22 protein-coding genes are annotated in these 25,374 nt (G+C 72.5%); 13 read left to right on the forward strand and 9 right to left on the reverse strand.

Features of this window, described 5'->3' with window-relative positions; all coding sequences use genetic code 11:
- The first annotated feature begins 140 nt into the window (after nucleotides 1-140).
- The 3 genes from adhE to pflA are packed head-to-tail and all read left to right on the forward strand — an operon-like array spanning nucleotide 141 to nucleotide 5,850.
- Nucleotides 141-2,795 carry a bifunctional acetaldehyde-CoA/alcohol dehydrogenase gene (gene adhE, locus PJ985_RS16645; protein WP_271684574.1) on the forward strand — a complete coding sequence of 885 codons (2,655 nt, stop codon included), beginning with the start codon at nucleotides 141-143 and terminating at the stop codon, nucleotides 2,793-2,795.
- Nucleotides 2,792-5,050: a formate C-acetyltransferase gene (pflB, locus tag PJ985_RS16650; RefSeq protein WP_271684575.1), complete on the forward strand. Its 2,259-nt coding sequence runs from the start codon at nucleotides 2,792-2,794 to the stop codon at nucleotides 5,048-5,050. The genes adhE and pflB overlap by 4 nt, the downstream gene beginning before the upstream one ends.
- Nucleotides 5,050-5,850, forward strand: a complete 801-nt coding sequence (pflA, locus tag PJ985_RS16655) for a pyruvate formate-lyase-activating protein (RefSeq protein WP_271684576.1) — start codon at nucleotides 5,050-5,052, stop codon at nucleotides 5,848-5,850. Before pflB ends, pflA begins: the two co-directional genes overlap by 1 nt.
- Here the strand turns inward: pflA and PJ985_RS16660 are convergent.
- Nucleotides 5,822-7,480 (reverse strand): acyl-CoA dehydrogenase family protein, encoded by a 1,659-nt coding sequence (locus PJ985_RS16660; RefSeq protein ID WP_271684577.1) that lies wholly within the window; start codon nucleotides 7,478-7,480, stop codon nucleotides 5,822-5,824. The two genes, pflA and PJ985_RS16660, sit on opposite strands and share 29 nt — an antisense overlap.
- 74 nt (nucleotides 7,481-7,554) lie before the next feature.
- Between PJ985_RS16660 and PJ985_RS16665 the strand changes: the two genes are divergently transcribed.
- The 3 genes from PJ985_RS16665 to PJ985_RS16675 all read left to right on the forward strand — a co-directional run bounded on the left by PJ985_RS16665 (nucleotide 7,555) and on the right by PJ985_RS16675 (nucleotide 10,681).
- A complete protein-coding gene (locus PJ985_RS16665; RefSeq protein WP_271684578.1) occupies nucleotides 7,555-8,682 on the forward strand; it encodes a YihY/virulence factor BrkB family protein in 1,128 nt (375 codons plus the stop codon).
- A gap of 227 nt (nucleotides 8,683-8,909) precedes the next feature.
- Nucleotides 8,910-9,770, forward strand: a complete 861-nt coding sequence (locus tag PJ985_RS16670; protein ID WP_271684579.1) for an SAM-dependent methyltransferase — start codon at nucleotides 8,910-8,912, stop codon at nucleotides 9,768-9,770.
- 2 nt (nucleotides 9,771-9,772) lie between these two features.
- Nucleotides 9,773-10,681, forward strand: coding sequence for a DUF5753 domain-containing protein (locus tag PJ985_RS16675; protein ID WP_443033502.1), 909 nt, complete (start codon nucleotides 9,773-9,775; stop codon nucleotides 10,679-10,681).
- Nucleotides 10,682-10,723: 42 nt separating this feature from the next.
- Here PJ985_RS16675 and PJ985_RS16680 read toward each other — a convergent pair whose 3' ends face one another.
- Entirely contained in the window at nucleotides 10,724-10,993 is a 270-nt protein-coding gene (locus PJ985_RS16680) for a DUF1876 domain-containing protein (protein WP_271684580.1), read from the reverse strand.
- A gap of 208 nt (nucleotides 10,994-11,201) precedes the next feature.
- Between PJ985_RS16680 and PJ985_RS16685 the strand changes: the two genes are divergently transcribed.
- The 3 genes from PJ985_RS16685 to PJ985_RS16695 all read left to right on the forward strand — a co-directional run bounded on the left by PJ985_RS16685 (nucleotide 11,202) and on the right by PJ985_RS16695 (nucleotide 13,875).
- Nucleotides 11,202-11,822: a hypothetical protein gene (locus PJ985_RS16685; protein WP_271684581.1), complete on the forward strand. Its 621-nt coding sequence runs from the start codon at nucleotides 11,202-11,204 to the stop codon at nucleotides 11,820-11,822.
- 86 nt (nucleotides 11,823-11,908) lie between these two features.
- On the forward strand, nucleotides 11,909-13,396 hold the full coding sequence (locus PJ985_RS16690) for an AlkA N-terminal domain-containing protein (RefSeq protein WP_271684582.1): 1,488 nt from the start codon (nucleotides 11,909-11,911) through the stop codon (nucleotides 13,394-13,396).
- Entirely contained in the window at nucleotides 13,393-13,875 is a 483-nt protein-coding gene (locus PJ985_RS16695; protein ID WP_271684583.1) for a methylated-DNA--[protein]-cysteine S-methyltransferase, read from the forward strand. The genes PJ985_RS16690 and PJ985_RS16695 overlap by 4 nt, the downstream gene beginning before the upstream one ends.
- A 2-nt stretch (nucleotides 13,876-13,877) precedes the next feature.
- Here the strand turns inward: PJ985_RS16695 and PJ985_RS16700 are convergent, their stop codons facing one another.
- The 3 genes from PJ985_RS16700 to PJ985_RS16710 all read right to left on the reverse strand — a co-directional run bounded on the left by PJ985_RS16700 (nucleotide 13,878) and on the right by PJ985_RS16710 (nucleotide 16,453).
- A complete protein-coding gene (locus tag PJ985_RS16700) occupies nucleotides 13,878-14,360 on the reverse strand; it encodes a DUF456 domain-containing protein (protein ID WP_271684584.1) in 483 nt (160 codons plus the stop codon).
- Nucleotides 14,361-14,441: 81 nt separating this feature from the next.
- Nucleotides 14,442-15,452 carry a DUF2637 domain-containing protein gene (locus PJ985_RS16705; RefSeq protein ID WP_271684585.1) on the reverse strand — a complete coding sequence of 337 codons (1,011 nt, stop codon included), beginning with the start codon at nucleotides 15,450-15,452 and terminating at the stop codon, nucleotides 14,442-14,444.
- A gap of 152 nt (nucleotides 15,453-15,604) precedes the next feature.
- Nucleotides 15,605-16,453, reverse strand: a complete 849-nt coding sequence (locus PJ985_RS16710; protein WP_271684586.1) for a (2Fe-2S)-binding protein — start codon at nucleotides 16,451-16,453, stop codon at nucleotides 15,605-15,607.
- A 153-nt stretch (nucleotides 16,454-16,606) separates the two neighbouring features.
- Between PJ985_RS16710 and PJ985_RS16715 the strand changes: the two genes are divergently transcribed.
- Entirely contained in the window at nucleotides 16,607-17,308 is a 702-nt protein-coding gene (locus PJ985_RS16715) for a GntR family transcriptional regulator (protein WP_271684587.1), read from the forward strand.
- Between the two features lie 71 nt (nucleotides 17,309-17,379).
- On the opposite strand, the gene PJ985_RS16720 is transcribed toward PJ985_RS16715, so the two are convergent.
- Both PJ985_RS16720 and PJ985_RS16725 read right to left on the reverse strand, forming a co-directional pair.
- Complete coding sequence (locus PJ985_RS16720; protein ID WP_271684588.1) at nucleotides 17,380-18,144, reverse strand: hypothetical protein; 765 nt, start codon at nucleotides 18,142-18,144, stop codon at nucleotides 17,380-17,382.
- Nucleotides 18,145-18,299: 155 nt separating this feature from the next.
- Entirely contained in the window at nucleotides 18,300-19,937 is a 1,638-nt protein-coding gene (locus PJ985_RS16725; protein ID WP_271684589.1) for a PucR family transcriptional regulator, read from the reverse strand.
- Nucleotides 19,938-20,201: 264 nt separating this feature from the next.
- On the opposite strand from PJ985_RS16725, the gene PJ985_RS16730 reads away from it, so the two are divergent.
- Genes PJ985_RS16730 through pucD form a run of 3 tightly spaced genes read left to right on the forward strand, consistent with a single transcriptional unit; the run spans nucleotide 20,202 to nucleotide 24,096 of the window.
- Nucleotides 20,202-21,101 carry an FAD binding domain-containing protein gene (locus PJ985_RS16730; protein WP_271684590.1) on the forward strand — a complete coding sequence of 300 codons (900 nt, stop codon included), beginning with the start codon at nucleotides 20,202-20,204 and terminating at the stop codon, nucleotides 21,099-21,101.
- The gene (locus tag PJ985_RS16735; RefSeq protein WP_271684591.1) at nucleotides 21,092-21,658 is read left to right on the forward strand and encodes a (2Fe-2S)-binding protein; all 567 of its coding nucleotides are present in this window, start codon (nucleotides 21,092-21,094) and stop codon (nucleotides 21,656-21,658) included. Before PJ985_RS16730 ends, PJ985_RS16735 begins: the two co-directional genes overlap by 10 nt.
- Nucleotides 21,655-24,096 (forward strand): xanthine dehydrogenase subunit D, encoded by a 2,442-nt coding sequence (gene pucD, locus PJ985_RS16740; RefSeq protein ID WP_271684592.1) that lies wholly within the window; start codon nucleotides 21,655-21,657, stop codon nucleotides 24,094-24,096. The genes PJ985_RS16735 and pucD overlap by 4 nt, the downstream gene beginning before the upstream one ends.
- Nucleotides 24,097-24,141: 45 nt before the next feature.
- On the opposite strand, the gene PJ985_RS16745 is transcribed toward pucD, so the two are convergent.
- Together PJ985_RS16745 and PJ985_RS16750 are read right to left on the reverse strand one after the other, a co-directional pair.
- Entirely contained in the window at nucleotides 24,142-24,564 is a 423-nt protein-coding gene (locus PJ985_RS16745) for a nuclear transport factor 2 family protein (protein WP_271684593.1), read from the reverse strand.
- Between the two features lie 116 nt (nucleotides 24,565-24,680).
- Nucleotides 24,681-25,265 carry a hypothetical protein gene (locus tag PJ985_RS16750; RefSeq protein ID WP_333909866.1) on the reverse strand — a complete coding sequence of 195 codons (585 nt, stop codon included), beginning with the start codon at nucleotides 25,263-25,265 and terminating at the stop codon, nucleotides 24,681-24,683.
- Between the last annotated feature and the right edge of the window lie 109 nt (nucleotides 25,266-25,374).

The following is a 25,374-nucleotide window of genomic DNA, read 5'->3' on the forward strand; positions in this document are numbered from 1 at the left end:
ACCATCACATCACCGGTCCCTGGTCTGCCCGGTGCGGCCAACGAGGGCCGGTCGGCCCTCCCGGGCGGGACCCTTATCCGCCCCCGGCCCGGCGGCGCCCGAAGTGTAATGGAACCACCGCTACCGCAGAGGTGATTCGCATGGCATCCGCCGCCGCTCGATCAGCCGCCCCGCCGGAGGCCGCCCTGGCCGTCGACACGCTGGTGACCCACGCCCTGAAGTCGCTGCGCGACTTCGCTTCCTTCACTCAGGAGCAGGTCGACCACATCGTCACCCAGGCATCGCTGGCCGCCCTGAGCCGGCACGACGACCTGGCCCGGATGGCGGTGGAGGAGACGGGCCGCGGCCTCTTCGAGGACAAGGCCGCCAAGAACCTCTTCGCCTGTGAGAACGTCACCCACTCGATGGCCGGGCTGAAGACGGTCGGAGTCGTCCACCGCGACGAGCTGAACGGCATCACCGAGATCGCCGAGCCGGTCGGCGTCATCTGCGCCATGACACCGGTCACCAACCCGACCTCCACCACGCTGTTCAAGGCGCTCATCGCGCTGAAGACCCGCAACCCGGTGATCTTCGCCTTCCACCCCTCGGCACAGGCGTGCAGCGCAGAGGCCGCGCGCATCGTCCGGGACGCCGCGGTGGCCGCCGGCGCCCCCGCACACGCGGTGCAGTGGATCGAGCAGCCGTCCATGCAGGCCACCGATCTGCTGATGCGCCACGACGGGGTGTCCACCATCCTCGCCACCGGCGGCAACGCCATGGTCAAGGCGGCCTACTCCTGCGGGAAGCCGGCCCTCGGGGTGGGCGCGGGCAACGTCCCCGCCTACATCCACAAGAGCGCCGTGCTGCGGCGCGCCGTCCACGACATCGTGCTCTCCAAGACCTTCGACAACGGCATGATCTGCGCCTCCGAGCAGGCCGCGATCCTCGACGCGGAGGTGTACGAGGAGGGCATCCGCGAGTTCCGTACCCTGCACGCCCACGTGGTCAGCGACAAGGAGAAGGCGAAGCTCGAACAGTTCATGTTCGGGACCGCCGCGGGCGGAAAGAACTGCGCCGGAGCCAAGCTCAACGCGGCCGTCGTGGGCATGTCCGCCCACTGGATCGCCGAACAGGCCGGTTTCACCGTCCCCGAGGGCACCTCCGTGCTCCTGGCCGAGTGCGCCGAGGTCGGCCCGTCCGAGCCGCTGACCCGCGAGAAGCTGTCGCCGGTGCTGGCGGTCCTGCGAGCCCGGGACACCGGGCACGGCCTGCGCCTGGCCGAGCAGATGGTCGAATTCGACGGCCTCGGCCACAGCGCGGTGATCCACGCCGAGGACGAGGAGCTCACCGAGGAGTTCGGCCGCCGGGTCAAGGCGGTGCGCATCATCGCCAACGCGCCCAGCTCCCTGGGAGGCGTCGGCGACGTCTACAACGCCTTCCTGCCCTCCATGACGCTGGGCTGCGGCTCCTACGGGCGCAACTCCGTCTCCAACAACGTCACGGCGGTGAACCTGCTCAACATCAAGAGGATCGGACGGCGGAACACCAATATGCAGTGGTTCAAGGTGCCGCCGAAGATCTACTTCGAGCGCAACTCGCTGCGCTACCTCGGTGAGATGCCCGGCCTGCGGAAGGTCACCGTCGTCACCGACGAGACCATGGACCGGCTGGGCTTCCTCACCCGGGTCAAGGACATTCTGCGTACCCGGCCGGAGCCGGTGCACCTGCAGATCATCGACGACATCGAGCCCAACCCGGAGCTGTCCACCGTCGAACGCGGTGCCGCCCGGATGCGGGAATTCGAGCCGGACACCATCGTCGCGCTGGGCGGCGGCTCCCCGATCGACGCCGCCAAGGTCATGTGGCTGATGTACGAGCACCCCGAGGTGGCCTTCGCCGACGCCCGTGGCAAGTTCCTGGACGTCCGCAAGCGCGCCTTCCGCTTCCCGCCGCTGGGCAGCAAGGCAAGGCTGGTGGCCGTGCCCACCACGTCCGGCACCGGGGCCGAGGTCACCCCGTTCGCGGTCATCTCCGACCCGGCGGCGGCCCGCAAGTACCCGATCGCCGACTACGCGCTGACCCCGGACGTCGCCATCGTCGACCCCGTGCTCGCGATGACCCAGCCCCCCGCGGTCACCGCCGATTCCGGCTTCGACGCCCTGACCCACGCCACCGAGGCATACGTCTCGGTCTACGCCAACGACTACACCGACGGCCTCTGCCTCCAGGCCATCAAGCTGATCTTCGACAACCTGGAGCGCTGCGTCACGCACGGCGCCGAGGACCGGCGGGCCCGGGAGAAGATGCACAACGCCTCCACCGTGGCCGGCATGGCCTTCGCCAACGCCTTCCTCGGCCTGGTGCACGCCATGGCCCACACCCTCGGCAACACCTTCCACCTCGCCCACGGCCGCACCAACGCGGTCCTGCTGCCGCACGTCATCAGGCACAACGGGCGCATCCCCGCCAAGCTGACCCCGTGGCCCAAGTACGAGACCTACCGGGCCCACGAGCGCTTCCAGGAGATCGCCGCGATGCTGGGGCTGCCGGCCGCCACCCCCGAGCAGGGAGTGGAGTCCTACGCCCGGGCGGTGGAGGACCTGCGGGCCCGGTGCGGCATCCCGGCCTCGTTCCAGGAGGCGGGCGTCGACGAGCTCACCTACCTGGAGGCCCTTCCGCAGCAGGCGCGGAACGCCTACGCGGACCAGTGCGCACCCGCCAACCCGCGGATGCCCATGCTCCACGACATGCAGAACCTGATGCGGGCGGCCTACTACGGCACCGCTGACGAGAACGGAGGGACGGCGGCATGACCACACAGCCGAGCCGCACCGGAGCCGACCACGGAGCCTGGGAGGGCTTCAAGGGAGGGCTCTGGAGGGACAGCATCGACGTCCGGGACTTCATCCAGCAGAACTACGTCCCCTACACCGGCGACGCCGCCTTCCTCGCCGGTCCCACCGAGCGCACCACCCGCGTCTGGGAGAAGCTGCTGGACATGTTCCCCGCGGAGCGGGAGCGCGGCATCCACGACGTGGACACCCGCACCCCCTCCAGCATCACCGCCTTCGAGCCGGGCTGGATCGACCAGGAACTCGACCTCATCGTCGGGCTGCAGACCGACGCGCCGCTGCGGCGCGCGATGATCCCGGCCGCCGGCTGGCGGATGGTCGAGAACGCCCTGACCGCCTACGGCTACGAGGCAGACGAGCGGGTGAAGGAGATCTTCACCCGCTACCGCAAGACCCACAACGAGGGCGTTTTCGACGCCTACACACCGGAGATCCGGGCCTGCCGTTCGGCCGGCATCATCACCGGCCTGCCCGACTCCTACGGCCGCGGCCGCATCATCGGTGACTACCGCAGGGTCGCCCTGTACGGCGTCGACCGGCTGATCGCCGAGAAGCAGACCGACCGCGAGACCCTGAACGCGGCCTGGCCCACCGAGGACATCATCCGGGCGCGCGAGGAGTCCGCCGAACAGATCCGGGCCCTGGGCGAGCTCAAGGCGATGGCAGCCGGCTACGGCTACGACATCTCCCGTCCGGCGACCACCGGCCGGGAAGCGGTCCAGTGGCTGTACTTCGGCTACCTGGCGGCGGTGAAGGAGCAGAACGGTGCGGCGATGTCGCTCGGCCGGGTGGACGCCTTCCTCGACATCTACCTGCAGCGTGACCTGGAGCGGGGGACCCTCACCGAGAGCGAGGCCCAGGAGTTCATCGACGACTTCGTCATCAAGCTCCGCATCGTCCGCTTCCTGCGCACCCCGGAGTACGACGAGCTGTACTCCGGTGACCCCACCTGGGTCACCTGGTCGCTGGCCGGCATGGGCGAGGACGGCCGCCCGCTGGTGACCAGAACCTCCTTCCGCGCCCTGCACACCCTGTACAACCTGGGCCCGGCCCCCGAGCCCAACCTCACGGTCTTCTGGGACCGGGGCCTGCCGGAGGGCTTCAAGCGGTACGCCGCCAAGGTCGCGATCGACACCAGCGCCCTGCAGTTCGAGTCCGACGAGCTGATGCGCCCGAAGTACGGGGACGACACCGCGATCGCCTGCTGCGTCTCCGCGATGGCGATGGGCAAGCAGATGCAGTTCTTCGGCGCCCGCGTCAACGTCGCCAAGGCCCTGCTGTACGCCATCAACGGCGGCCGGGACGAGGTGACCGGTGAGCTCGTCGTCGAGGGCTTCGAACCCCTCACCGGCGACTACCTCGACCACACCGCCGTGGCCGCCGCCTACGACGCCATGCTGGAGTGGCTGGCCAGGACCTACGTTCACGCACTGAACGTCATCCACTACATGCACGACAAGTACGCCTACGAGCGCATCGAGATGGCGCTGCACGACCGGGAAGTGCTGCGCACCATGGCCTGCGGTATCGCCGGGCTCTCCGTCGCGGCGGACTCGCTCTCCGCGATCAAGCACGCCCGGGTGAAGGTCATCCGCGACGAGACCGGCCTCGCCGTCGACTACGAGATCGAGGGGGAGTACCCGGCCTTCGGCAACAACGACGACCGGGCCGACGAGATCGCGCAGGGCATCGTGCACGAATTCATGCGGAAGGTACGCAAGCACCCCACCTACCGCGACGCCGTGCACACCCAGTCCGTGCTCACGATCACCTCGAACGTCGTCTACGGCAAGAAGACCGGCAACACCCCGGACGGCCGGCGCGCGGGAGCCCCGTTCGCCCCCGGTGCCAACCCGATGAACGGACGGGACCGGCACGGCTACATCGCCTCGTCGCTGTCCGTCGCCAAGCTCTCCTACGACGACGCGGAGGACGGTATCTCGCTGACCAACACCATCACCCCGAACGCGCTCGGCCGGACCGCCGAGGAGCGGATCGACAACCTCACCGGCGTCCTGGACGGATTCGTCGCGAGCGACGGCTTCCACATGAACGTCAACGTCCTGAACGAGGAGACCCTCAGGGACGCCATGGAGCACCCGGAGAACCACCCCCAGCTGACCATCCGGGTGAGCGGCTACGCGGTGAACTTCGTCCGGCTCACCCGCGAGCAGCAGCTCGACGTCATCCAGCGCACCTTCCACGGGTCGCTCTGATGACCGGCCTCCGGCCGTCCACCGGCCCGGCGCCGGCCGCCACCCCCGCCGGGGTGGCCGGCCGGCGGCCGGTCACCGGCTCCGTGCACTCCTGGGACGTGGCGACCGGAGTGGACGGTCCCGGCACCCGCTTCGTCACCTTCCTGGCCGGATGCCCGCTCGCCTGCCTCTACTGCCACAACCCCGACACCATGAACATGCGCAGCGGGCGGCGGACCGGCACCGAAGAGGTGGTGAGCGAGGCGCGGAAGTACGGGGCGTTCATCCGGGCCTCCGGAGGCGGAGTCACCGTCAGCGGCGGGGAGCCCCTGCTCCAGCCGCTGTTCACCGCCGAACTGCTGCACCGCTTCAAGCACGAACTCGGCATGCACACCGCGCTCGACACCTCCGGTTACCTCGGGGCCCGGGCCACCGACGCACTGCTGGCCGACACCGACCTGGTGCTGCTCGACATCAAGTCCTGGGACCGGGCCCTCTACCGGCGGCTGACCGGGTGCGAGCTGGAGCCCACCCTGGACTTCGCGCGCCGTCTCGCCGCCCTGGACAAGGAGGTGTGGCTGCGTTTCGTGCTTGTTCCGGGACTGACCGACGACCCCGGGAACGTGGAGGGCGTGGCGGCCTTCGCCGCCTCGCTCGGCAACGTCAGCCGGGTGGACGTGCTGCCTTTCCACACCATGGGCGCCGCCAAGTGGGAGGCCCTGGGCAGGGCGTTCCCGCTCGAGGGCACGCCGCCGCCCACGCCGGAGCAGGTCGGCCGGGCCAGGGAGATCTTCACCCGGCATGGTCTGCGCGCGGTCTGACCCGGTCCACGATCGCCTCCAGGCCGAGGGTGCCGGGGAGCGTGCCGAAGGCACCGCCCCGGTCACCTCCCAGCCGGGAGGCGCAGAACGCGTCGGCGACCTCCGCCGGGGCGTGCTGCACGAGCAGGGCGCCCTGCAGCACCAGTGCGAGGCGCTCCACCACCCGGCGGGCCCGCCCCTCGATGCCGTCCAGGTCGGACAACTCGGTCAGCAGGTCCTTGATCGCGGCGTCCAGCCGGTGGTCCGCGCCGCTCGCCGCGCCGACCTCCGTCAGGAAGGCGTTGAGGGCCTGCGGCTCCCGCTGCAGCGCCCGCAGCGCGTCCAGCGCCTGCACATTGCCCGAGCCCTCCCAGAGGGAGTTCAGCGGGGACTCCCGGAGCAGCCGGGGCATACCCGAGTCCTCGACGTAGCCATTGCCGCCCAGACACTCCAGCGCCTCCGCGGTCACCGGGGTGCAGCGTTTGGTCACCCAGTACTTCGCCGCCGGAAGTGCCAGCCGCAGCAGGTACCGGTCGTGCGCTCGCCCCGCCGACGCACCGTCGTACGCCGCCGCGAGCCGCAGCGCCAGGGCTGTCGCCGCCTCGGACTCGACGGCCAGGTCGGCCAGCACGTTCCGCATCAGCGGTTTGTCGACGAGCGGCCCGCCGAATGCCTCGCGGTGCGCGGCATGGTGGCTCGCCTGGGCGACGGCCTGCCGCATGATCGCCGCCGATCCCGTCACGCAGTCCAGCCGGGTCGCCGCGACCATCTCGATGATGGTCCGCACTCCCCGCCCTTCCTCGCCGACCCGCCACGCCAGCGTGGTGCCGTCGAACTCGACCTCCGAGGAGGCGTTGGAGCGGTTCCCGAGCTTGTCCTTGAGGCGCTGGATGCGGAAGGAGTTCCGGCTGCCGTCCGGCAGCACCCGCGGCAGCAGGAAACAGGTGAGGCCGCCCGGGGCCTGGGCGAGCACCAGGAAGACGTCCGACATCGGGGCCGAACAGAACCACTTGTGGCCGGTCAGCGCGTACATGCCGCTCTCCCCGGTCGGCTCGGCCCGGGAGGTGTTGGTCCGCACGTCGGAGCCGCCCTGCTTCTCCGTCATCCCCATCCCGGCCAGCACACCGGTTTTCTCCGCGGCCGGCCGCAGGCCGGGATCGTAGGTCCCCGAGGTGAGCAGCGGTTCCCACAGCGCCGCCAGTTCCGGCTCGGCGCGCAGCGCGGGAACGGCCGCGTGCGTCATCGACAGCGGGCAGCCGTGCCCGGCCTCGGCCTGCGTCCAGATATGGAACGCGGCGGTCCGCCGCAGCTGCCCGCCCGGCCGGCTCCAGGCATCGGCGAGACCGGCGGAGACCCCGCGGTCCAGCAGCCGGTGCCAGTCGGGGTGGAAATCGACCTCGTCGATGCGGTTGCCGTACCGGTCATGGGTGCGCAGCACGGGCGGGTACTCGTTGGCCCGGACGCCCCACTCGCGGACCTCGGCGGAGCCGGCGTCCCGCCCCAGCTCGCGCAGCTCACCGAAGATCGAGTCGTCCGGGTCGGGCCCTTCGTAAAGGGCATATCCCTCTGTAAGGGCCGCATCCGTCGTGAACACGTTGTACTGGACGAGCGGGGGAGCCTGATTGGCCACGGAGTGAGTGCGGGAGGTCATATCGCTACGTTAGGCGGGTGAAAGCCGATGAGTCACCCCAGGGGACCGAGAGACCGGGTGCCCCCCGACGGGTCATGTACCGCAACATCCCGAAGGGCAAACTGCTCTGGAACCTGGGAAAGGACACGGTCAAGTCCTGTTCGGAGCACCGTGTCATCGGCATGGCGGCCGAGTCGGCGTTCTTCATGCTGCTGTCACTGCCCCCGCTGCTGCTGGGTCTCGTCGGACTGCTGAGCAGCCTGGACGCGGTGAGCGGGACGAGCACCCTGGAGACCGTCCATCGCCAGATCCTGGACGCGTCCTCCGTGCTGCTCTCGGAGCGGGGCGTCGAGGACTTCGTGCGGCCTCTCATCGACGACCTGGTGCAGGGGGCCCGGCCCGACGTGATGTCCTTCGGGTTCCTCGTCGCGCTGTGGTCCGGCTCCCGGGCGGTGAACGTCTTCGTGGGGACGATCACCGTCATGTACGGCCTGGTGGGCCACCGGAACCCGGCCGCCACCCGGCTGCTGGCCTTCACCATGTATGTGATCAGCCTGCTGGTCGGGGCCGTGGTGGTGCCGGCCATGCTGATCGGTCCGGAGCTGGCGATGAGCTGGTTCCCCCAGCTGTCGGGCCTGCTGCGGGTCTTCTACTGGCCGCTGGTGCTGTTGCTGTGTGTGGGCTTCCTCACCACGCTCTACCACGTGTCGGTGCCGGTCCGCTCCCCGTGGCGGGAGGACATTCCCGGCGCCCTGCTGGCCCTGGCCATCTGGGCGATGTGCGCCTACGCGCTGCGGATGTACCTGCGCAGCGCGGTGGAGGGGCAGAGCGTCTACGGCTCGCTGGCCGCTCCGGTCGCGATTCTGCTGTGGCTGGGAATGTCGGCCTTCGCGGTGCTGGTCGGTGCGGCACTGAACGCGGCCGTGGACCGGGTGTGGCCCACCGCGACCACTGCGGCCGCCCGGGCGGAGACCGAGCGGGCGCGGGAGGAGGCCGCCGAGGCGATGGCCGCGGCGGTGGAGTCGCGCCGGTCCCGCGCGGAGATCCACGGTGTCCCGGAGCCGGACAACTCCGCGCTCACCCGGCGGCTCACCGCTCTGCTGAGCCCGGCCGAGATGCGCAGACAGCTGAAGAGCATGCGGGGGCGGAAGCGCCGGGAAGGGCAGGAGAGTCACCCGCGAGGGCGGGAGCACCGGCGGAAATCCGGCGGCGAAGGGCCTTAGTCCCGGCGTGACCGCACCCCGCCCGGAGACCGGGGAGGACCTGGCGTGCGGGGCGCCGCACGGCTCTGGATGTCCTCCGGCCCGCACGCTATCCTGACCCGGGTGCCGCCCTTGCCACTGTCAACTGCCACGAGAGCCGAAGGCCACGGAGAGACGGGCGAGTGCGGGCAGGTGCGCTGCGCAGGCCGTCGCAGGGGTTCGTCAGCGGTCTTCCAGGAGTTCTGCCCGTGACCCACGCGTCCGTGCCCGCCGGGCCGCCGCCCAAGATCAACCGCACCGTTCCGCACTCGTCCCGGGTGTGGCACTACCTGCTGGGCGGCAAGGACGCCTACGAGGTCGACCGGGCGGCGGGCGACCGGTACCGGGAGACGTTCCCCGCGGTCACCGATGTCGCCCGCGCCGCCCGCGACTTCCAGGCCAGGGCACTGCGGTGCCTGACCGTGGAGGAGGGCATCCGCCAGTTCCTGGACGTCGGCATCGGGCTGCCGGTGGCGGAGCACACCCACCAGACGGTGCAGCGCCTCGCACCGGCCGCACGCATCGTCTACGCGGACAACGACCCGCTGGTGCTGGCACACGCCCGGGCGCTGTTCGCCGGCACCCCCGGGGGGGCCGTGGAGTGCGTCGAGGCCGATCTGCACGCCCCGGGGGACCTGCTGCGGAGGGCGGCCCGGACGCTGGATCTCCGCCGGCCGGTGGCGCTGATCCTGGGCGGGGTCCTCGGACATGTCGAGGACACCGCCGAGGCCCGGTCGCTGGTCAGGGCGCTCGTCAGCGGCTTGCCCGCGGGTAGTTGCGCGGTCATCAGCGACGGCACCGCCCTCGCGGCGGAGGCGGTGCGGGCGCAGCGCGAGTACAACGACAGCGGTGCCGTCCCCTATCACCTCCGCACCCCCGAGGAGATCAGCGGGTACTTCGACGGACTGGAGCTCATGGAGCCGGGCGTGGTCTCATGTCCGTTGTGGCGCCCCGCATCGCCACCCCGGGGGAGCGCCCGGCCGGTGGACGCGGCCGGTGGGGTGGGCGGGGTCGGACGCAAGCCATGGCGGGCCGCGGACAGCGGGCCGCCCCCGGGCGAAGGGCACTGAACATGTTGGGCACCAGCGGAGCCATCGGCCTGCAGCGGGATTCCCGCATGCTGGGGGACGAGCAGTCCGGGGCGACGGTGCCGCGGATGATTCTGGGAGCCCGGCTCCGCCGGCTCCGGGAGGCGCGGAACATCGCTCGCAGCGAGGCGGGCGAGACGATCCGTGGTTCGCGCTCCAAGATCAGCCGGCTGGAGGCCGGCCGCACCGGCTTCAAGCTGCGCGACGTCGAGGACCTTCTCACTCTTTACGGCGTCACCGAGGAGGGGGACAGGGCCACCCTGCTGGCTCTGGCCCGGCGCACAAACTCGCTGGGCTGGTGGCAGTCCTATCACGACGTGGTGCCGAGCTGGCTGCACGTGTACCTGGGTCTCGAGCAGGCGGCCGAGGTCATCCGCTGCTACGAGCTCCAGTACATTCCGGGCCTGCTGCAGACCGAGGAATACGCCCGCGCCGTGCTCCGGCAGGGCAGTGAGGCCGGCTCCCGTGACCAGACGGAGCGCAGGGTGGAGCTGCGGATGCGGCGCTGCCGGGTCCTGCAGCGGGCCACTCCGCCCCGGCTGTGGGCGGTCATCGACGAGGCCGCACTGCACCGGGCGGTGGCCGGCGCCACCGCGATGCGGGCCCAGCTCACGCACCTGCTGGAGATGTCGGAACTCCCGCACGTCACCCTGCAGGTGATGCCGTTCGCCGTCGGCGAGCACGCTGCGCTCGGCGGGCCCGTGACTCTGCTGCGCCCGCCCGGTGACGAGCTCCCGGATGTGGTCTTCCTGGAGCACCCCACCGGCGCGCTCTTTCCTGACAAGCCCGCTGAGGTCGAGCGTTACCGGCACATCATGAACAGCGTGGTGGTCGACGCCGCCTCGGCCCACGCGTCCCGGGAGATGCTGCACCGCATCCGGGCACAACTGTGACTCCGGCGCGGCCCGGGGCCGCGCCGGAGGGCCGGGCACCCGTCACAGGCGGACCGATGCCCGGGAGTGCGTGACCGCCTCGATGTCCTTGGCCGCCTTGTCGAGGAGCTGCTGCGCCAGGCCGTTCAGCAGGCGTGCGGCGGCGATCTCCTCGCCGACCTGCGGCAGCTCCGGGTCGTCGGGATGCTTGTCGGCGTGTCCGTCGGCTCGCAATTCTGTTCCGTCGGGCAGTCTCACCAGTGCCAGGGCCCGGGTCTCCGCACCGCTCTCCCGGAACTTCAGCTCGATGTGCCATCCGCTCGCTCTTGTCATGGCGATCCCCTCCAGGGCTCCCCTCCAGCGTGCCTCTCCGGGGCCCGCGGAGGAAGACCGCGGGACCACCGGACCGTGGGGAATCCGACGGCCGCTCCCCGCGGCGCCCGCCGGGCCCAGGACCGCGCGTCCGGCGGGCGCCGCGCGTACGGCCGGGCAGGCGCGTCGCTCTTGGCCGGGCTCCTGTCCTTCCTGTGAGGATGGGGGCATGAGCGACGCGTCCACGTTCGGTCCACGAGAGTTCCAGCTGGTGCTGCTGCGGCGGATGGCCGACTTCCAGCCGGAGCTCGTCGAGGAGGCGCTGCACGCCCTGGGCGCGGGCCGCACCGACCTCCGGGAGGCCAACCGCCGTTGGCAGGCCATGGTCCGCTCACCGCGCGGGCGAAGCGCCCTGGGCCGCTACCGTTCGGTGCTCGGGCCGCCCGTGGCGACCGACCGCAGACGGGTCGGGGACCTGGACGTGGTGGCGCGCAGCTGGCCGGTCCCGCTCTGGCCCGATCTGCACTTCGAGGTGCTCAGCACTCCCGAGGGCGCGGTCTGGAACGCCTGGCTGGTGCGCGTCCCGGGAGCACCGGCTCCGGCCCTGCGCACCGTCGATGACCTGGAGCCCTGGTCGTGCACCGTGGACGAGGCCGCCCGGGCCTTCGCGCCAGCCCGCCCGGCCGAGGGCTCGGCCCCCACTCGGTGGCGGCTGACCTTCACCGCCCCGGACACCGCGGGCCGGCCGCACGAGGTGACCGCCGAGTTCACCTGGGGTCTGCTGCAGCGCCTGCTCAGCCGCTCCAGCGACCTGACCGCCGGCCCGCCCTTCCCGGAGGCCGCCCCCTGAGCGGGGTGACGGCGCGGTGCAGTCTGTCCGTCAGTCATGTCCGATTTCCGCCAGTGCCGGATGTCCCGGCGGCCCACACTGGACACATGACGGAAGACGACAGCAGGTACGCGGCGGTGCGCAGCAGGGACGGTCGTTTCGACGGGGTGTTCTTCACCTGTGTGGTCACCACCGGCATCTTCTGCCGTCCCAGCTGCCCGGCCGTCACGCCCCGGCGGGAGAACGTCCGCTTCCACCCCTCGGCGGCAGCCGCCCAGGCGGCCGGTTTCCGGGCCTGCCGGCGCTGCCGCCCCGATGCCGTGCCCGGCTCCGCCGAGTGGAATGTGCGGGCCGACGTCGTCGGCCGGGCCATGCGGATGATCGCGGACGGTGTGGTGGACCGGGAGGGTGTTGCCGGGCTTGCCGGCCGTCTCGGCTACAGCGCCCGGCAGGTGCAGCGGCAGCTCACCGCGGAGCTGGGGGCGGGGCCGGTCGCGCTCGCCCGGGCTCAGCGGGCGCACACCGCCCGGGTGCTTCTGCAGACCACCGGCCTGCCGGTCACCGGAGTGGCGTTCGCGGCTGGTTTCGCCAGTGTCCGGCAGTTCAACGAGACGATGCGCCGGATCTACGACTGCACCCCGCGGGCACTGCGGGCCCGGTCCGGCCGGCCGCTCACCGACGGCAGCGCGGGGGTGGCTCTCCGGCTCGCTCACCGCACCCCGTACGCCGCCCGGGAGATCTTCGGCTTTCTCCAGCGGCGCGCCGTTCCCGGGATCGAGGAGATGACCGGGGAGCCGGGTTCCCGGGTCTACCGGCGCACCCTCCCACTGCCGCACGGGCACGGGATCGCGGAGGTCGGTGAGGCGGGCGGGAAGGGCTGGCTGCCGTGCCGGCTGTGGCCGACGGACCTGCGCGACCTCACTGCCGCCGTGCAGCGGGTCCGGCGGCTGTTCGACCTGGACGCCGATCCGTACGCCGTCACCGAACGGCTCGGCGCCGATCCGGTCCTCGGGCCGCTGGCCGCCGCCCGGCCAGGACTGCGGTCGCCCGGTGCGGCCGATCCCGACGAGATGGCCGTCCGCGCGGTGCTCGGACAGCAGATCGGGGTCGGTGCGGCCCGTGCCCTCGCGGGCACCCTGGTCGCCGCCCGCGGCACTCCGTTGCCCGCTCCGGACGGGGGACTGACCCATCTCTTCCCCCGGTGCGAGGTGCTCGCGGGAGCGGGGCTCACCGAGCTGGGGATGCCCGAGGCGCGCCGCCGGGCCCTGCGAGCGGTCTGCACGGCGCTCGCGGAGGGCGCCGTCGCACTCGATCCCGGCGCCGACCGGGACGCCACGGAGCGCGCACTGCTGGCGCTCCCCGGCATCGGCCCGTGGACCGCCGGGTATCTCCGGATGCGCGCCCTCGGAGACCCCGACGTCTTCCTGCCCGGGGACGCGGGGGTGCGGCAGGGCCTGAGCCGAGTCGGTGCCACCGTATCCGCCGCCGACCGCTGGCGGCCCTGGCGCAGCTACGCCCAGCACCACCTCTGGAACGCCACCACGCCGGCCGGGCCCGTCCGCCCGGCGGCCAGCCACCTCACGGAGACACCATGACCCTCTACACCGTCCACCCCAGCCCGCTGGGCGAGCTGCTGATCGCGGGCCCCGAGCCCGGCGTGCTCTCCTCGGTTCACGTGCCCGGCCAGCGGTATGCCACCGGCATCGGTGCCGACTGGCGGCGGGACGACGGAGCCTTCACGGCGGCGACCCGGCAGTTCGACGCCTACTTCGGCGGTGAGCTCAAGGAATTCGACCTGCGCTGCGCGGTCAGCGCCTCGGGCTTCCGCACCCGCGTCTGGGAAGCACTGGACCGGATCCCGTTCGGCACCACCGTCACCTACGGCGGGCTGGCCGTGCTGGCCGGAGTTCCCGCGGCCGCGGTGCGGGCCGTCGGCGGGGCGGTGGGCCGTAACCCGCTGACAGTGGTGCGCCCCTGCCACCGGGTGATCGGTGCGAACGGGTCACTGACCGGCTACGCCGGCGGCATGGAGCGCAAGCGGCTGTTGCTCACTCTGGAGGGGGTGCTCGGCTGAGCTCAGCCGAGCAGCAGCACCAGCAGCCACCCGCCCACCACGATCAGGCAGGCGGTCAGCTCGATCAGCATGTTCCGGCCGACCGCCCGCATGATGGCACGCGTGGAGGAGACCGCTGCTCCGTGCGTGCCCAGCCGGGCGCGTTCCCACCCGTAGAGCCCCGTGAGGAATCCGGGGACGACACCCACAAGGGGCAGCAGGAAGAACCCTGCGGTTCCGGTGCCGCCGGCCACCAGCAGCTGGCGCCGCCGGACCCCCGCCGCCCGCCGGCTGCGGACCGGGAGCAGCCACTGCACCGCCTGGTTGACCAGGAGCACGGCGGTGGCGCCCACGAGCACCCACCAGGCGGATGAGGTGCTCTCGGCGGATGCCCACCAGAACACGCCCGCCCACACCACCAGCGGGCCCGGTATGCCGGGAAGGACCGCACCGGACAGCCCGAACAGCAGTACCAGGCCGACGAGCAGCAGTTGCCATGTGGCCATGCCCTCAAGGCTGCCCGATGGCACCCGCTTCTGTGCACCCTGCCAGCGGGTGCGGCGACCGGCACCGGACCCGCCGGCAGGTCAGCGGACCTGCTGTTCGATCCGGGAAAGCTTCGCCTCCAGGGTGTCCAGCAGCCGTGGACCCGACGGTCCGGCGCCGGGATCCGGTTCCGGGCGGGCAGCCGGGACGGACAGCCCGGCCCGGGCGGTGCGGGCGGGCACCGGCTCCAGGGCGGCGGGCTCGGGGAGCGGCTGGTCACCCTGGCCGGCCGTGGTCTCCGCGGGGCGCCGGACGCGGCCCCACCGCCGGTGCTGCCTGCTGAGCACCCGGAGGCGGTGCCGCTCCAGCCGGCGCTGCTCGCGCTGCCGGGCCCGGGCGGCCTCCTTCTCGCGGCGGTCCTCTCGCGCCTCCTCCACCGCCTCGTCCAGGGTGCGGACGCCTTCCAGGAGCATCAGCGACCAGGCGGCGAAGGTCTCCCGGGGTGCCCGCAGCCAGCGCACACACCGGATCTGCGGCATCGGACGCGGTACCAGTCCCTGTTCGCGGAGCGCGGCCTTGCGAGTCTGCTTCAGGGCCCGGTCGAAGAGGACGGCCGCGGAAATCGACATCCCGGCGAAGAAGTGCGGGGCTCCGGCATGCCCCGCACCGCGCGGGGCATGCACCCAGTTGAACCAGGCGGCTGCTCCGGCGAAGAGCCACACCAGCATCCGGGAGGCGACGGAGGCGTCGCCGTGGCTGGCCTCCCGGACCGCGATCACCGCGGAGAACATCGCGGCCCCGTCCAGGCCGAACGGCACCAGATACTCCCAGCCGCCGGAGAGCCCGAGATTCTGGCGTCCGAAGCCGACCAGGCCGTGGAAGGAAAGGGCCGCGGCGACGCCGGCACAGCAGAACAGCAGGGAGTAGGAAGCGGTTGCGTAGAGGCGTTCCTTGCGCCGCCGCTGCTCACCGGCGCGCTCCCATGAGTCCTCCGCTCCGCTCGAAGCGGCGGCCCGTCGGCCCCGCGCCATCAGCGTCACTGCCAGGAGGAAGCCGCCCAGCAGCACGGCGCCCGCCAGCACCCAGGTGAAGTCCGTGTGCGTCACTGTCATTGGGGTTTCCCTCGCCCGGCCTGTGCCGATTTCGCAGCGGCTGTCCTGTCGCGCAGCATCCTTGCGGCGCACCATCGGGCGAAACGGGGATTCGCGTGATTATCACGCCAACGAGTGGTGAGGCGGGGTAGGGAGAGAGAAATGTATCGAATTCACGACCGGCAATCGCGCAGACGTGCGAGTCGGCTGGTGTCGGAGGTGCGGGGGCAGGTCACGCAGGTGTCCTCGGGGCGCAGGGTGTAGAAGAGGCAGCAGCTGACCCGGTCGCGGGTGAGCAGCCGCTCGCCGCAGGGGTCCGCCAGCTCCCGGAAACCCGCACCGCCCGCGTACGGGGCGGTGCTGCCGGGCAGCAGCCGTTCCGCCTCCCGGCTTGCCCTCTCCTCCTCCCCGAGCAGCCGGCCGACGTACCACAGGCCCTCGGCGAGCTCATCGGTGGCTGTCCCCCACAGGGCGCGACGGCCGCGCCGCATCCGTGGACCGAACGCCGCCAGCACGGGCCCCAGGTGCTCGGCCGCGGCGGAACGGACCGCGGTACGCAGCGCCTCCTCCTCCGGGACGACCTCGGCACCCGGCAGGGCGGCGGCCGGATCGTCCGGCAGGCAGCTGAACCGGCCGGTCCGCACGGTGAGCCGGCCGAGTTCCGGGTGGAAGGACACGTCCGCCGGCCCGATCCGCGGCACCCGCCGCAGCAGGAAGTGCGGAAGAGTGAACAGCAGGCAGACCGGCCAGGCGTAGCGGTGGAGGCCGAACCCGGCCACCACGTGCGGCAGGTCCCGTGCGCCGTACTCGCGCAGCACCCGTTCCTCGTCGAGGGCCAGGTACGTGTCCAGTGCGGCGCCGCCCCGGGCCAGCTCCGAGCCCTGCACCCATCCGCCGCCGCTGTGCGGTCCCTCCTCACTGATCCGCAGCGCGGGGAGCGCCTCGGTGATCCGGGCGTACGCCGTGGTGAGCGGGGACGCGGCAGGCGCCGGAGGGGCGGAAAGGAACGCGGAGACAGTCAAGGGAGCCACCGTGGAACGAGATCGTTGACAGGTAAGCCTTACCTTACTCAATGGTGGAGGGGGTTTGCTCTCGCCGCGCCACCCCCTAAGGTGCTCGGGATCGTGTTGATTGGGGGGAGGAGGGGACGGAGCGGACAGATGGAGCACACCCGAATGGATACCCCCATACGGACGGCACTGCGGCGGGTGCCGGCCGGCGGTCAGGCACTGTTCCCGGCCGAGCCCGCTCCCCGGAGCGTCCCGCAGCGCCACTCGGTGCGCGGTCAGGTGCTCCGGGCGCTGCGCGGTGCCCTCGCGTCCGGAGAGCTGGCGCCCGGCGAGGTGTACTCGGCTCCGGCGCTGGCCGAGCGGTACGGCGTCTCGGCCACCCCGGTCCGGGAGGCGATGCAGCAGCTCGCGAGCGAGGGGGCGGTCGAGACCGTTCCCAACCGCGGTTTCCGGGTTGCCGGGAGGAGTCCGCGCGATCTCGCCGAGCTGGCCGAGGTGCGGGCCGCCCTGGAGATCCCGGCGCTGCTGCGGCTCGGCCGCACGCTGGGCGCGGAGGACTGGGCCGGGCTCCGGCCGTTGGCGGAGGTGAGTGTGTCCGCCGCCGCGCTGGGCGACCGTGCGGGGTACGCCGAGGCCGACCGGGCCTTCCACCGGGCGCTGCTGGAGCTGACCGGTAACCGGCAGCTCGTCGAGGTGGCCGCGGACCTGCACCGTCGCGCCCAGTGCCCGGCTCTGGGCAGCGGTGGGCCCGGCCGGGCGGAGCTGCTGGCGGCGGCACGGGAGCACGGCGCCCTGCTGGACGCGCTGGAACACCAGGACCTGGAGACCGCGGAGCGGCTGGCGCACGCACACCTGCTCGGACGCTGACAGTCGCCGTGAGCAGACGCGAAGTTCTGGCCGGGGCCTGACCACCGCCCCGGCGCCGTCGCGGAGCAGCCTCAGGCCAGCTGCACGGCCATCCAGCGGGGAACCTCACCGAGCAGCCGGAAAAGCCGGCCCGCCTCGGTGCGCAGCCGGCCGGCCTCTTCCTCCGGCTGCACCTCGGCAAGCGCCATCAGCGCCGGCGCGATGCCCACGAGGAAACCCGTCTCCTCACGGAGCCGCAACGACTCGGAGAACGCCTCCCGGGCCGCCGCCGCGTCCCCCGCCAGCAGCGCCAGCGTGCCCAGCTGCTGCCAGGTCGCCGAGCAGAGCAGCAGGTCACCGCCGGCCGCCGCCTCGGCATGGGCCCGCCGGTACGCGGCCTCCGCCGCCTGTGGCGTGCCGCTCAGGTGCTGGGCCATCAGCCCGCGGCGGAAGTCCAGCCGGGCCCTGCCGGGTTCGCCCGGGCCCAGCAGAGCCGCGGCCCTGCCGAGCGCGGCCCGCGCCTCGTCGGTACGGTCCCGGACCTCCAGCCGGGTCGAGGCGTAGGCGAGGTAGCCCCGGGCGCAGGCTGCGGCGCCGCGCTCCACGTCGCTCAGCGACAGGGACTCGGCCGACCGCAGAGCCTCCTCGGCCCGGTTCCACCCCGCCGAAGTGAACAGGCAGTGCTCGATGAGCAGCTCGGCACGCTGCAGGGCGGCCCCGGCATCCTGCTCGGCGGACGGGGCGAGCAGGGCCGCGGCGTCCTCCCAGCATGCCCGGGACCGCAGCCGCCATACGGCTCGAGCGAGCGGATCCTCTCCGGCCGGTCGAACAGTACGTGGTATGGCGGTTCCCGCCACATTGCCTCCCCGGAGCGCGTCATCGGGCCGATGGACCTGTGCAGCTGACGGTGCATCTCAACACGAACCCGGGAGTCCGGCAAAGAGGCGCAGGTGAACAGCTTCACAAGCGAGGGGAAATGTGCCCCTCCGGGTGAATGCCCTGGCCGGGAGCGCTAGCCGGTCAACCTGAGGGCCAGGAACAGGTCCAGCCGGTCCTCCAGCCGGGACAGATCCCGGCCGGTCAGTTCCTCGATCCGGCCGATGCGGTAGCGCAGCGTGTTCACATGCAGGTGCAGGGCGGCCGCGCACCGGGACCAGGAGCAGTCCGCCGCCAGGAAGGCTCGCAGGGTGGGCAGAAGAGCGGAACGGTGCCGCTGGTCGTAGGCGCGCAGCGGGTCGAGCAGCCGGGCGGAGTAGGCCTGCCGCACGTCCTGCGGAACGAACGGCAGCAGTGTCACGTGCGAGGCGAGTTCCTCGTGCCCGGTGCCCGCCACCCGGTCCGCTCCGGCAGTGGCCACACGCAGGGCGTGCAACGCCTCCTCCAGCGCCCCGTGGAGCGACTCGGCCGAGGAGACCCCGGCGCTCGAGCCCAGCGCGATCCGGCCGGCGTCCCCCAGCGCGGCGGTGAGCACCGGCCGGGCCGCCCCGAGCAGCCGCTCCGGATGCAGCGGTCCGGCACCGTCCGGCACCGGAACCAGGGCCACCGCCTCGCCCCCGCGGGCGACCGCCACGCCCGGAAGCGGTGCCGGCAGCGCCGCAAGCAGCTCCTCCAGCAGGGCCCGGCTCCCGGTGTCCGCCGGGCTGTCCGGTCCCGCCCCGGCGCCCGGCGGCTCCGTGGCGCGGCGGTCGAGGCGGGCGGCCACCCATTGCCTGTGCGGTTCCGGGCGGCCCGGGGCCGGCGGGGGAGCGGCGGCCCTCAGCCGCGCCGCGACCTCGGCCGCAGGGGCACCCTCCTGCACCAGGTCCAGCACCTCCTGCGCCGCGCGTCGCCGCGCGGTGAGCACCGCGTGCTCCAGCCGCCGTCCGGCTGCGATCAGCCGGGCCACCGCCTCCAGCAGGTCCAGTCGCTGGACCGGCCATGACCGGGTGTCGGCCGCCACGGCCAGCAGTTGGTCCGGCAGCAGCGTGGCCGGAGGCCCGGTGGCCGGCTCGCGCACCGGGAACAGCGCGTATCCGGTGTCCCCGACACAGGTACGGTACGGGCCCCGGCCCGAACCGGCCGCCGCGAACCGGGCGGCCAGCTCCCGTCCCGTCACCTCCGGGAGCAACGCGGGAGCCGAGCCCGCGAGCGGCCGGCCGGCGGGGGACAGCAGCCAGACGGGCAGATCCAGGCCGGATCCCAGCAGGTCGAGCACGGCCTGCGGCCCGCCGCCCGCCGGTCCGGCCGTCATCAGCAGGCGGTGCCGGTCCACCAGCGCGGCCAGGTCCCCCGCCCGCTCCCCGGACACCCGGCGCGCCACGTACTCGGTGACGGCCGCGAAACTGACCTCTTCGGGGACGGCGAGGACCGGGAGCCGGTGCCGGGCACAGGCCGCGATCAGGTCCCCGGGCACCGAGCCCACTTCGGCCTCGCCCGCCGCGAGCCCGGCCACTCCCGCCTCGGCCAGCATGCGTACGAACACCTCGGAGTCCCCGGCGGTGTGCCGCCAGAGCAGCCCGGTCAGCACCAGTTCGCCACCGCTGAGATAGCGGCGCGGATCCCGCAGATCGGTGGTCATCGCCCCCGTCACCAACCGGTCCAGGCCGCCCTCCGGTGCGCCCAGCAGCCGCAGGCGGAATGCGGGGCTGTCGAGCAGAGCGCGCAGTCGCATGGTTCTTCCCCGATCGGCGGGTCGGCGGAGGGAGCGGGCCGGCGGCAGGTGATAACCGTATGCGGAGACCCCGTTTGTAGGAACCTCCAACCCGGACGGCCGGCAACCGGCCTGGCTTCAGGGCATCCGTGACTGTGCGCAGCCGCCGGTCCCCCGCTGTAATGGACCTCCGGCGGGTGCCGTCCCGAGCGGCCCACGGCACCGGCGCCCCCGGACCGGACCGTTCCCGGCCGGACCCTGCCGAGTGAACCGAGGAGAGCACCCATGGACTTTCTTCGTCCCGCGGGCTGGGAGGAGGCACTGGAAGCCAAGGCCGCCCACCCCGGCGCGGTGCCCCTGGCGGGGGGCACCGACGTGATGGTCGAGATCAACTTCGACCGCCGCCGCCCGGAACACCTGCTGGACCTCGAGCGGGTCAGCGAGCTCCACGAGTGGGAGACCGGAGCCGAGTACGTGCGGCTCGGCGCGGCCGTCCCCTACACCCGGATCATCGAAAACCTGCGGCACGAGCTGCCGGGCCTGGCCATGGCGGCCCGGACCGTCGGATCCCCGCAGATCCGGAACCGCGGGAGTGTGGGCGGGAACCTCGGCGCCGCCTCTCCGGCCGGCGACGCCCACCCCGCGCTGCTCTCCGCCGGATCCCGGATCGAAGCCGCATCGGTGCGAGGCAGCCGCCTCATCCCGGTGGAGGACTTCTTCACCGGGGTCAAGCGCAATGCCCTCGCCGCGGACGAACTCATCAGAGCCGTGCACATCAAGAGGGCCACCGGCCCGCAGCAGTTCTCCAAGGTCGGTACCCGCAACGCCATGGTCATCGCCGTCTGCGCCTTCGGTATCGCCCTCCATCCCGACACCCGGACGGTGCGGACCGGGATCGGCTCGGCCGCTCCGACACCCGTACGGGCCCGGGTCGCGGAGGACTTCCTGAACGCCGAGCTGGGCGACGGCGGGTTCTGGGAGAGCGGCAGGCCCCTGCCGCCGGCCGCCGCCCGGCAGTTCGGGGAGCTGGCGGCAGGAGCCTGCAACCCGATCGACGACGCGCGGGGCACCGCCGCGTACCGCCGGCACGCGGTGTCCGTCATGGCCCGGCGCACGCTGGGCTGGGCCTGGGAGTCCTACCGCGGGCACCGGCCCGCTCAGAGAGGAGACCGCCCGTGCGGGTGACATTCACGGTCAACGGCCGCAGACAGCAGGCCGATGATGTCCGGGCGGGCGAGAGTCTGCTCCATGTGCTGCGTGAGCGGATGGGCCTTCCCGGTTCCAAGAACGCCTGCGAGCAGGGCGAATGCGGCTCCTGCACGGTACGTCTGGACGGGGTGCCGGTCTGCGCCTGCCTGGTGGCCGCCGGCCAGGCCGAGGGCCGGGAGGTCCTCACCGTCGAAGGGCTGGCCGACCACGCCCGGCAGCGTGCCGGGGAGGGCGGCGGCCACGCCCCCGAGGTGGTTTCCGCCGGAGCCCACGCTGCGCTCTCGCCGGTCCAGCAGGCTTTCGTGGAGACCGGTGCCATCCAGTGCGGATTCTGCACCCCGGGCCTGCTGGTCACCGCGGACGAGCTGATCGAGCGGCAGCCGCAGCCCTCGGACGCCGACATCCGGGAAGCGCTGGCGGGCAATCTGTGCCGCTGCACCGGGTACGAGAAGATCATGGACGCCGTACGGCTGGCCGCTGCCCGCACCGCCGCCACCGGCAGCGGCCGCGCCGCAGGGGGAGGACTGACATGAAGACCCGCCCCGGCCCCGCTCCGGTCACCCCCGGGTCCCGTGCTTCCGCCTCCGGTGCCCCGGCCGGCCTGACCCAGGACAGCGACCACGCCCGGGGCGGCATCGGTGAATCCACCCTGCGGCCCGACGGCATCCTGAAGGCCACCGGCGAATTCGCCTACGCCTCGGACCTGTGGCACGAGAACATGCTCTGGGGCTGCACGCTCCGCAGCCCGCACGCCCACGCCGAGATTCGCTCCGTCGACATCTCCCGGGCCCTGGCGCAGACCGGCGTCCACGCCGTGCTGACCCACGACGACCTGCCTACTGGCGTGCGCACCTACGGGCTGGAGATCCAGGACACCCCCGTGCTCGCCCATGGCCGGGTCAGGCACCAGGGAGAGCCGGTCGCCGTGGTGGCCGCCGACCACCCGGAGACCGCCCGCCGCGCCGCAGCCCTGATCGCGGTGGACTACGCACCGCTGCCCGTGGTGCACGACGAGGCCTCCGCCCTGGCCGACGACGCCCCGCTGCTCCATCCCGCCCGGACCGACCACCACGCCCCGCACGTGGCGCATCCCAACATCGTGCACCGGCAGCCCATCGTGCGCGGCGACGTCGCGGCCGGCCGGGCCCGGGCCGACGTCATCGTCACCGGTGAGTACCGGGTCGGCATGCAGGACCAGGCGTTCCTGGGCCCGGAGAGCGGGCTCGCGGTGCCCGCCGAGGACGGCGGCGTCGAGCTCTTCCTCGCCACCCAGTGGCTGCACTCGGACCTGCGGCAGATCGCGCCGGTGCTGGGGCTTCCTGAGGACAAGGTGCGGATGACGCTGTCCGGGGTCGGCGGGGCGTTCGGCGGCCGGGAGGACCTGTCGATGCAGATCCACGCCTGTCTGCTCGCCCTGCGCACCGGCAGGCCGGTGAAGATGGTCTACAACCGGCACGAGTCGTTCTTCGGCCACGTCCACCGGCATCCCGCCACTCTCCGGTACGAACACGGTGCCACTCGGGACGGCCGGCTCACCCACATGACCTGCCGGATCGTGCTGGACGGCGGGGCCTATGCCTCCACCTCGGCCGCCGTCGTCGGCAACGCCTCCTCACTCTCGGCCGGCCCGTATGCCGTCGACCACGTCGACATCGAAGCCCTGGCCCTCTACACGAACAACCCCCCCTGCGGCGCGATGCGGGGCTTCGGCGCGGTGCAGGCCTGCTTCGCCTACGAGGCCCAGATGGACCGGCTCGCCGCCCGGCTGGACCTGGATCCGGTCGCCTTTCGCCGGCTCAACGCCATGTCCCGCGGCACCCTCCTGCCCACCGGCCAGCAGGTCGACTCGCCGGCCCCCGTCGCCGAGCTGCTCCGCCGGGTGCAGGCCATGCCGCTGCCGCCCGCCGGGCAGTGGGAGACCGGAGACGGCGCCGCGGCAGCCGGCACCGATCTGCGCGAGCTGCCGGGCGGGGTGTCCAACACCACCCACGGCGAGGACGTGGTCCGCGGCGTGGGCTACGCGGTGGGCATCAAGAACGTGGGCTTCTCCGAGGGGTTCGACGACTACTCCACCGCGCGGGTCCGGCTGGAAGCGGTGGCGGGGGAGCCGGTCGCGACGGTGCACACGGCGATGGCCGAGGTCGGCCAGGGCGGAGTGACGGTGCACGCCCAGATCGCCCGGACCGAGCTGGGGGTCACCAGGGTGACCGTGCTCCCCGCCGACACCCGGATCGGTTCGGCCGGTTCCACCTCGGCCTCCCGGCAGACCTACGTGACCGGCGGCGCGATCAAGGCGGCCTGCGAAGCCGTCCGGCAGCGGGTGCTGGAACGGGGCCGGCAGCGGCTCGGTCACCGGCACCGGGCCTGGGCAGGTGCCGATCAGCTGCTCGAGGACGGCAAGGTCGTCACCGCGGACGGGGAGGTGCTCGCCGGGCTGGCGGAGGTCCTCGAGGACGGGCCGGTCGAACGCGAGGTGGAGTGGCGGCACCGTCCCACCGAGGCTTTCGACCGGCACACCGGGCAGGGCCGGGGCCACGTCCAGTACTCCTTCGCGGCCCACCGGGCGGTCGTCGAGGTGGACACCGCACTCGGGCTGGTGAAGGTGGTGGAGCTGGCCTGTGCGCAGGACGTCGGGAAGGCGCTCAATCCGGCATCCGTGGTGGGTCAGATCCAGGGCGGGAGCGTCCAGGGCCTGGGCCTGGCCGTCATGGAGGAGATCGTGGTCGGCGAGGACGGCAAGGTGCGCAATCCGTCGTTCACCGATTACCTCATCCCGACCGTCCTTGACACCCCGAGCATGCCCGTCGAGGTGCTCGAGCTGGCCGACGAGCACGCGCCCTACGGGCTGCGCGGTGTCGGTGAGGCCCCCACGCTGTCCGCCACCCCCGCGGTGGTGGCCGCCATCCGGCAGGCCACCGGACTGGCCCTGCCGCGCGTCCCGGTCCGGCCGGAGCACCTCACCGGGACATAGAGCCGCCCGGGGCCGCTGAGCGCGGGGGCCGGGGGTCCGCGGTGGTCAGCCGCTCCAGAGCGACGCCCAGCCGCTCTGCGCCATGGTCTGGAAGGCCCAGTCCCCTTCCCGCTTGACCAGGATGTCCGCGTACCGCATTTCCTGGACGTGCTCACCCATGGTCATGGTGGCGTCGGTCACCACGACCACCAGGTCCTCGGACAGGAAGTGCGGGGAACGCCGGGAATCGAATCGGAGCTCCACGCCCTCCGGGGCGCCGTCCATCACCTTGGCCATGGTGCGCAGGTACCGCTCCCGGTCCCACTGGGCGGTGAAGCCATTGCCCGCGCCGTCGTCAGTGATCACATTCAGGGGGAACACTGCGAGGTCGGCCATGCGCGCGAAGTCTCCCTTGCCGCTGTACTCGTCGAACCGGGCGAACCAGTCATCGAGCAGTTCGCGGGCCTGCGGAGTGGGCGTGAAGGACATGCGTCTCCCTATTGGACAAATTTGACTACTCGCCCTGCAGGTTACCCGGCTTCTCCCATTGGTCAAACTCGACTAGTGGGCACTCGGTGCCGTCGGTACGGTGCCCGTCCGCGGGCTCAGGTGCGGTCGGGGTAGAGCGCGTCGGCGGGGTCGTTGACCGGTTGCGGGGTGCCGGCCAGGTCGAACACGAACAGCGGCACCATCAGCTCATCGGCCCGGGCCCGGGCCTGCCGGTCGAAACCCGCCAGGGAAAAGGCGACGGGCAGTACCCCTTCGCTCAGCGCGTGCAGCCACAGGGTCTCCACCTCACGCTGCCCGGTGGGGGCGGTCGTCGGATCGACCAGCCCGGCCACCGAGGGGCCGCGCAGGTCCACTCCGCCGGAGGCGCGGGGGGCGACGGTACGGACCTGCTGGTGGCCGAGCCAGCGCAGGAACTGGGCGGCACAGACCACGGCGTCGTGCGCGGTGCGGATCGTCACCGGACGGAAGACACCGCGTCCCGTCCCGTCCGGCGGCTCCTCGAAGTCCAGGATGCCGCCCGGGGTGAGCCGGGCACGGGTCCCGCAGGGACAGTCGAACTCGGGCTGCGGCCACTGTCCGGTCCGGCCGCAGGCGGTGCACGGGACATCCGTCCAGGCGCCCGCCCAGGTCCGGAATGGCACCGGGACCGCAGCGCTGTCCGGCAGCACGGTCACCGTCACCGGGGCCCCGCAGGAACACGGGTACGCGGGCGGCAGGAAGGAGTGCTCTCGTCGGCACGCCGGGCAGCGAACGGGCACGCTCTGGGGCATCGGCCACTCCGGGGACGTC

This window comes from Streptomyces sp. ACA25 (genome assembly GCF_028200735.1).
In the GTDB taxonomy this organism is placed as follows: domain Bacteria; phylum Actinomycetota; class Actinomycetes; order Streptomycetales; family Streptomycetaceae; genus Streptomyces.

Coding starts and splice junctions, on each gene's coding strand:
- PJ985_RS16695 (WP_271684583.1), top strand. CDS start 13,393: ATGACCCTCTACACCGTCCACCCCAGCCCGCTGGGCGAGCTGCTGATC.
- PJ985_RS16705 (WP_271684585.1), bottom strand. CDS start 15,452: ATGACAGTGACGCACACGGACTTCACCTGGGTGCTGGCGGGCGCCGTG.
- PJ985_RS16690 (WP_271684582.1), top strand. CDS start 11,909: ATGACGGAAGACGACAGCAGGTACGCGGCGGTGCGCAGCAGGGACGGT.
- adhE (WP_271684574.1), top strand. CDS start 141: ATGGCATCCGCCGCCGCTCGATCAGCCGCCCCGCCGGAGGCCGCCCTG.
- PJ985_RS16715 (WP_271684587.1), top strand. CDS start 16,607: ATGGATACCCCCATACGGACGGCACTGCGGCGGGTGCCGGCCGGCGGT.
- pucD (WP_271684592.1), top strand. CDS start 21,655: ATGAAGACCCGCCCCGGCCCCGCTCCGGTCACCCCCGGGTCCCGTGCT.
- PJ985_RS16660 (WP_271684577.1), bottom strand. CDS start 7,480: ATGACCTCCCGCACTCACTCCGTGGCCAATCAGGCTCCCCCGCTCGTC.
- PJ985_RS16685 (WP_271684581.1), top strand. CDS start 11,202: ATGAGCGACGCGTCCACGTTCGGTCCACGAGAGTTCCAGCTGGTGCTG.
- PJ985_RS16675 (WP_443033502.1), top strand. CDS start 9,773: ATGTTGGGCACCAGCGGAGCCATCGGCCTGCAGCGGGATTCCCGCATG.
- pflA (WP_271684576.1), top strand. CDS start 5,050: ATGACCGGCCTCCGGCCGTCCACCGGCCCGGCGCCGGCCGCCACCCCC.
- PJ985_RS16730 (WP_271684590.1), top strand. CDS start 20,202: ATGGACTTTCTTCGTCCCGCGGGCTGGGAGGAGGCACTGGAAGCCAAG.
- PJ985_RS16725 (WP_271684589.1), bottom strand. CDS start 19,937: ATGCGACTGCGCGCTCTGCTCGACAGCCCCGCATTCCGCCTGCGGCTG.
- PJ985_RS16680 (WP_271684580.1), bottom strand. CDS start 10,993: ATGACAAGAGCGAGCGGATGGCACATCGAGCTGAAGTTCCGGGAGAGC.
- PJ985_RS16665 (WP_271684578.1), top strand. CDS start 7,555: ATGTACCGCAACATCCCGAAGGGCAAACTGCTCTGGAACCTGGGAAAG.
- PJ985_RS16745 (WP_271684593.1), bottom strand. CDS start 24,564: ATGTCCTTCACGCCCACTCCGCAGGCCCGCGAACTGCTCGATGACTGG.
- pflB (WP_271684575.1), top strand. CDS start 2,792: ATGACCACACAGCCGAGCCGCACCGGAGCCGACCACGGAGCCTGGGAG.
- PJ985_RS16700 (WP_271684584.1), bottom strand. CDS start 14,360: ATGGCCACATGGCAACTGCTGCTCGTCGGCCTGGTACTGCTGTTCGGG.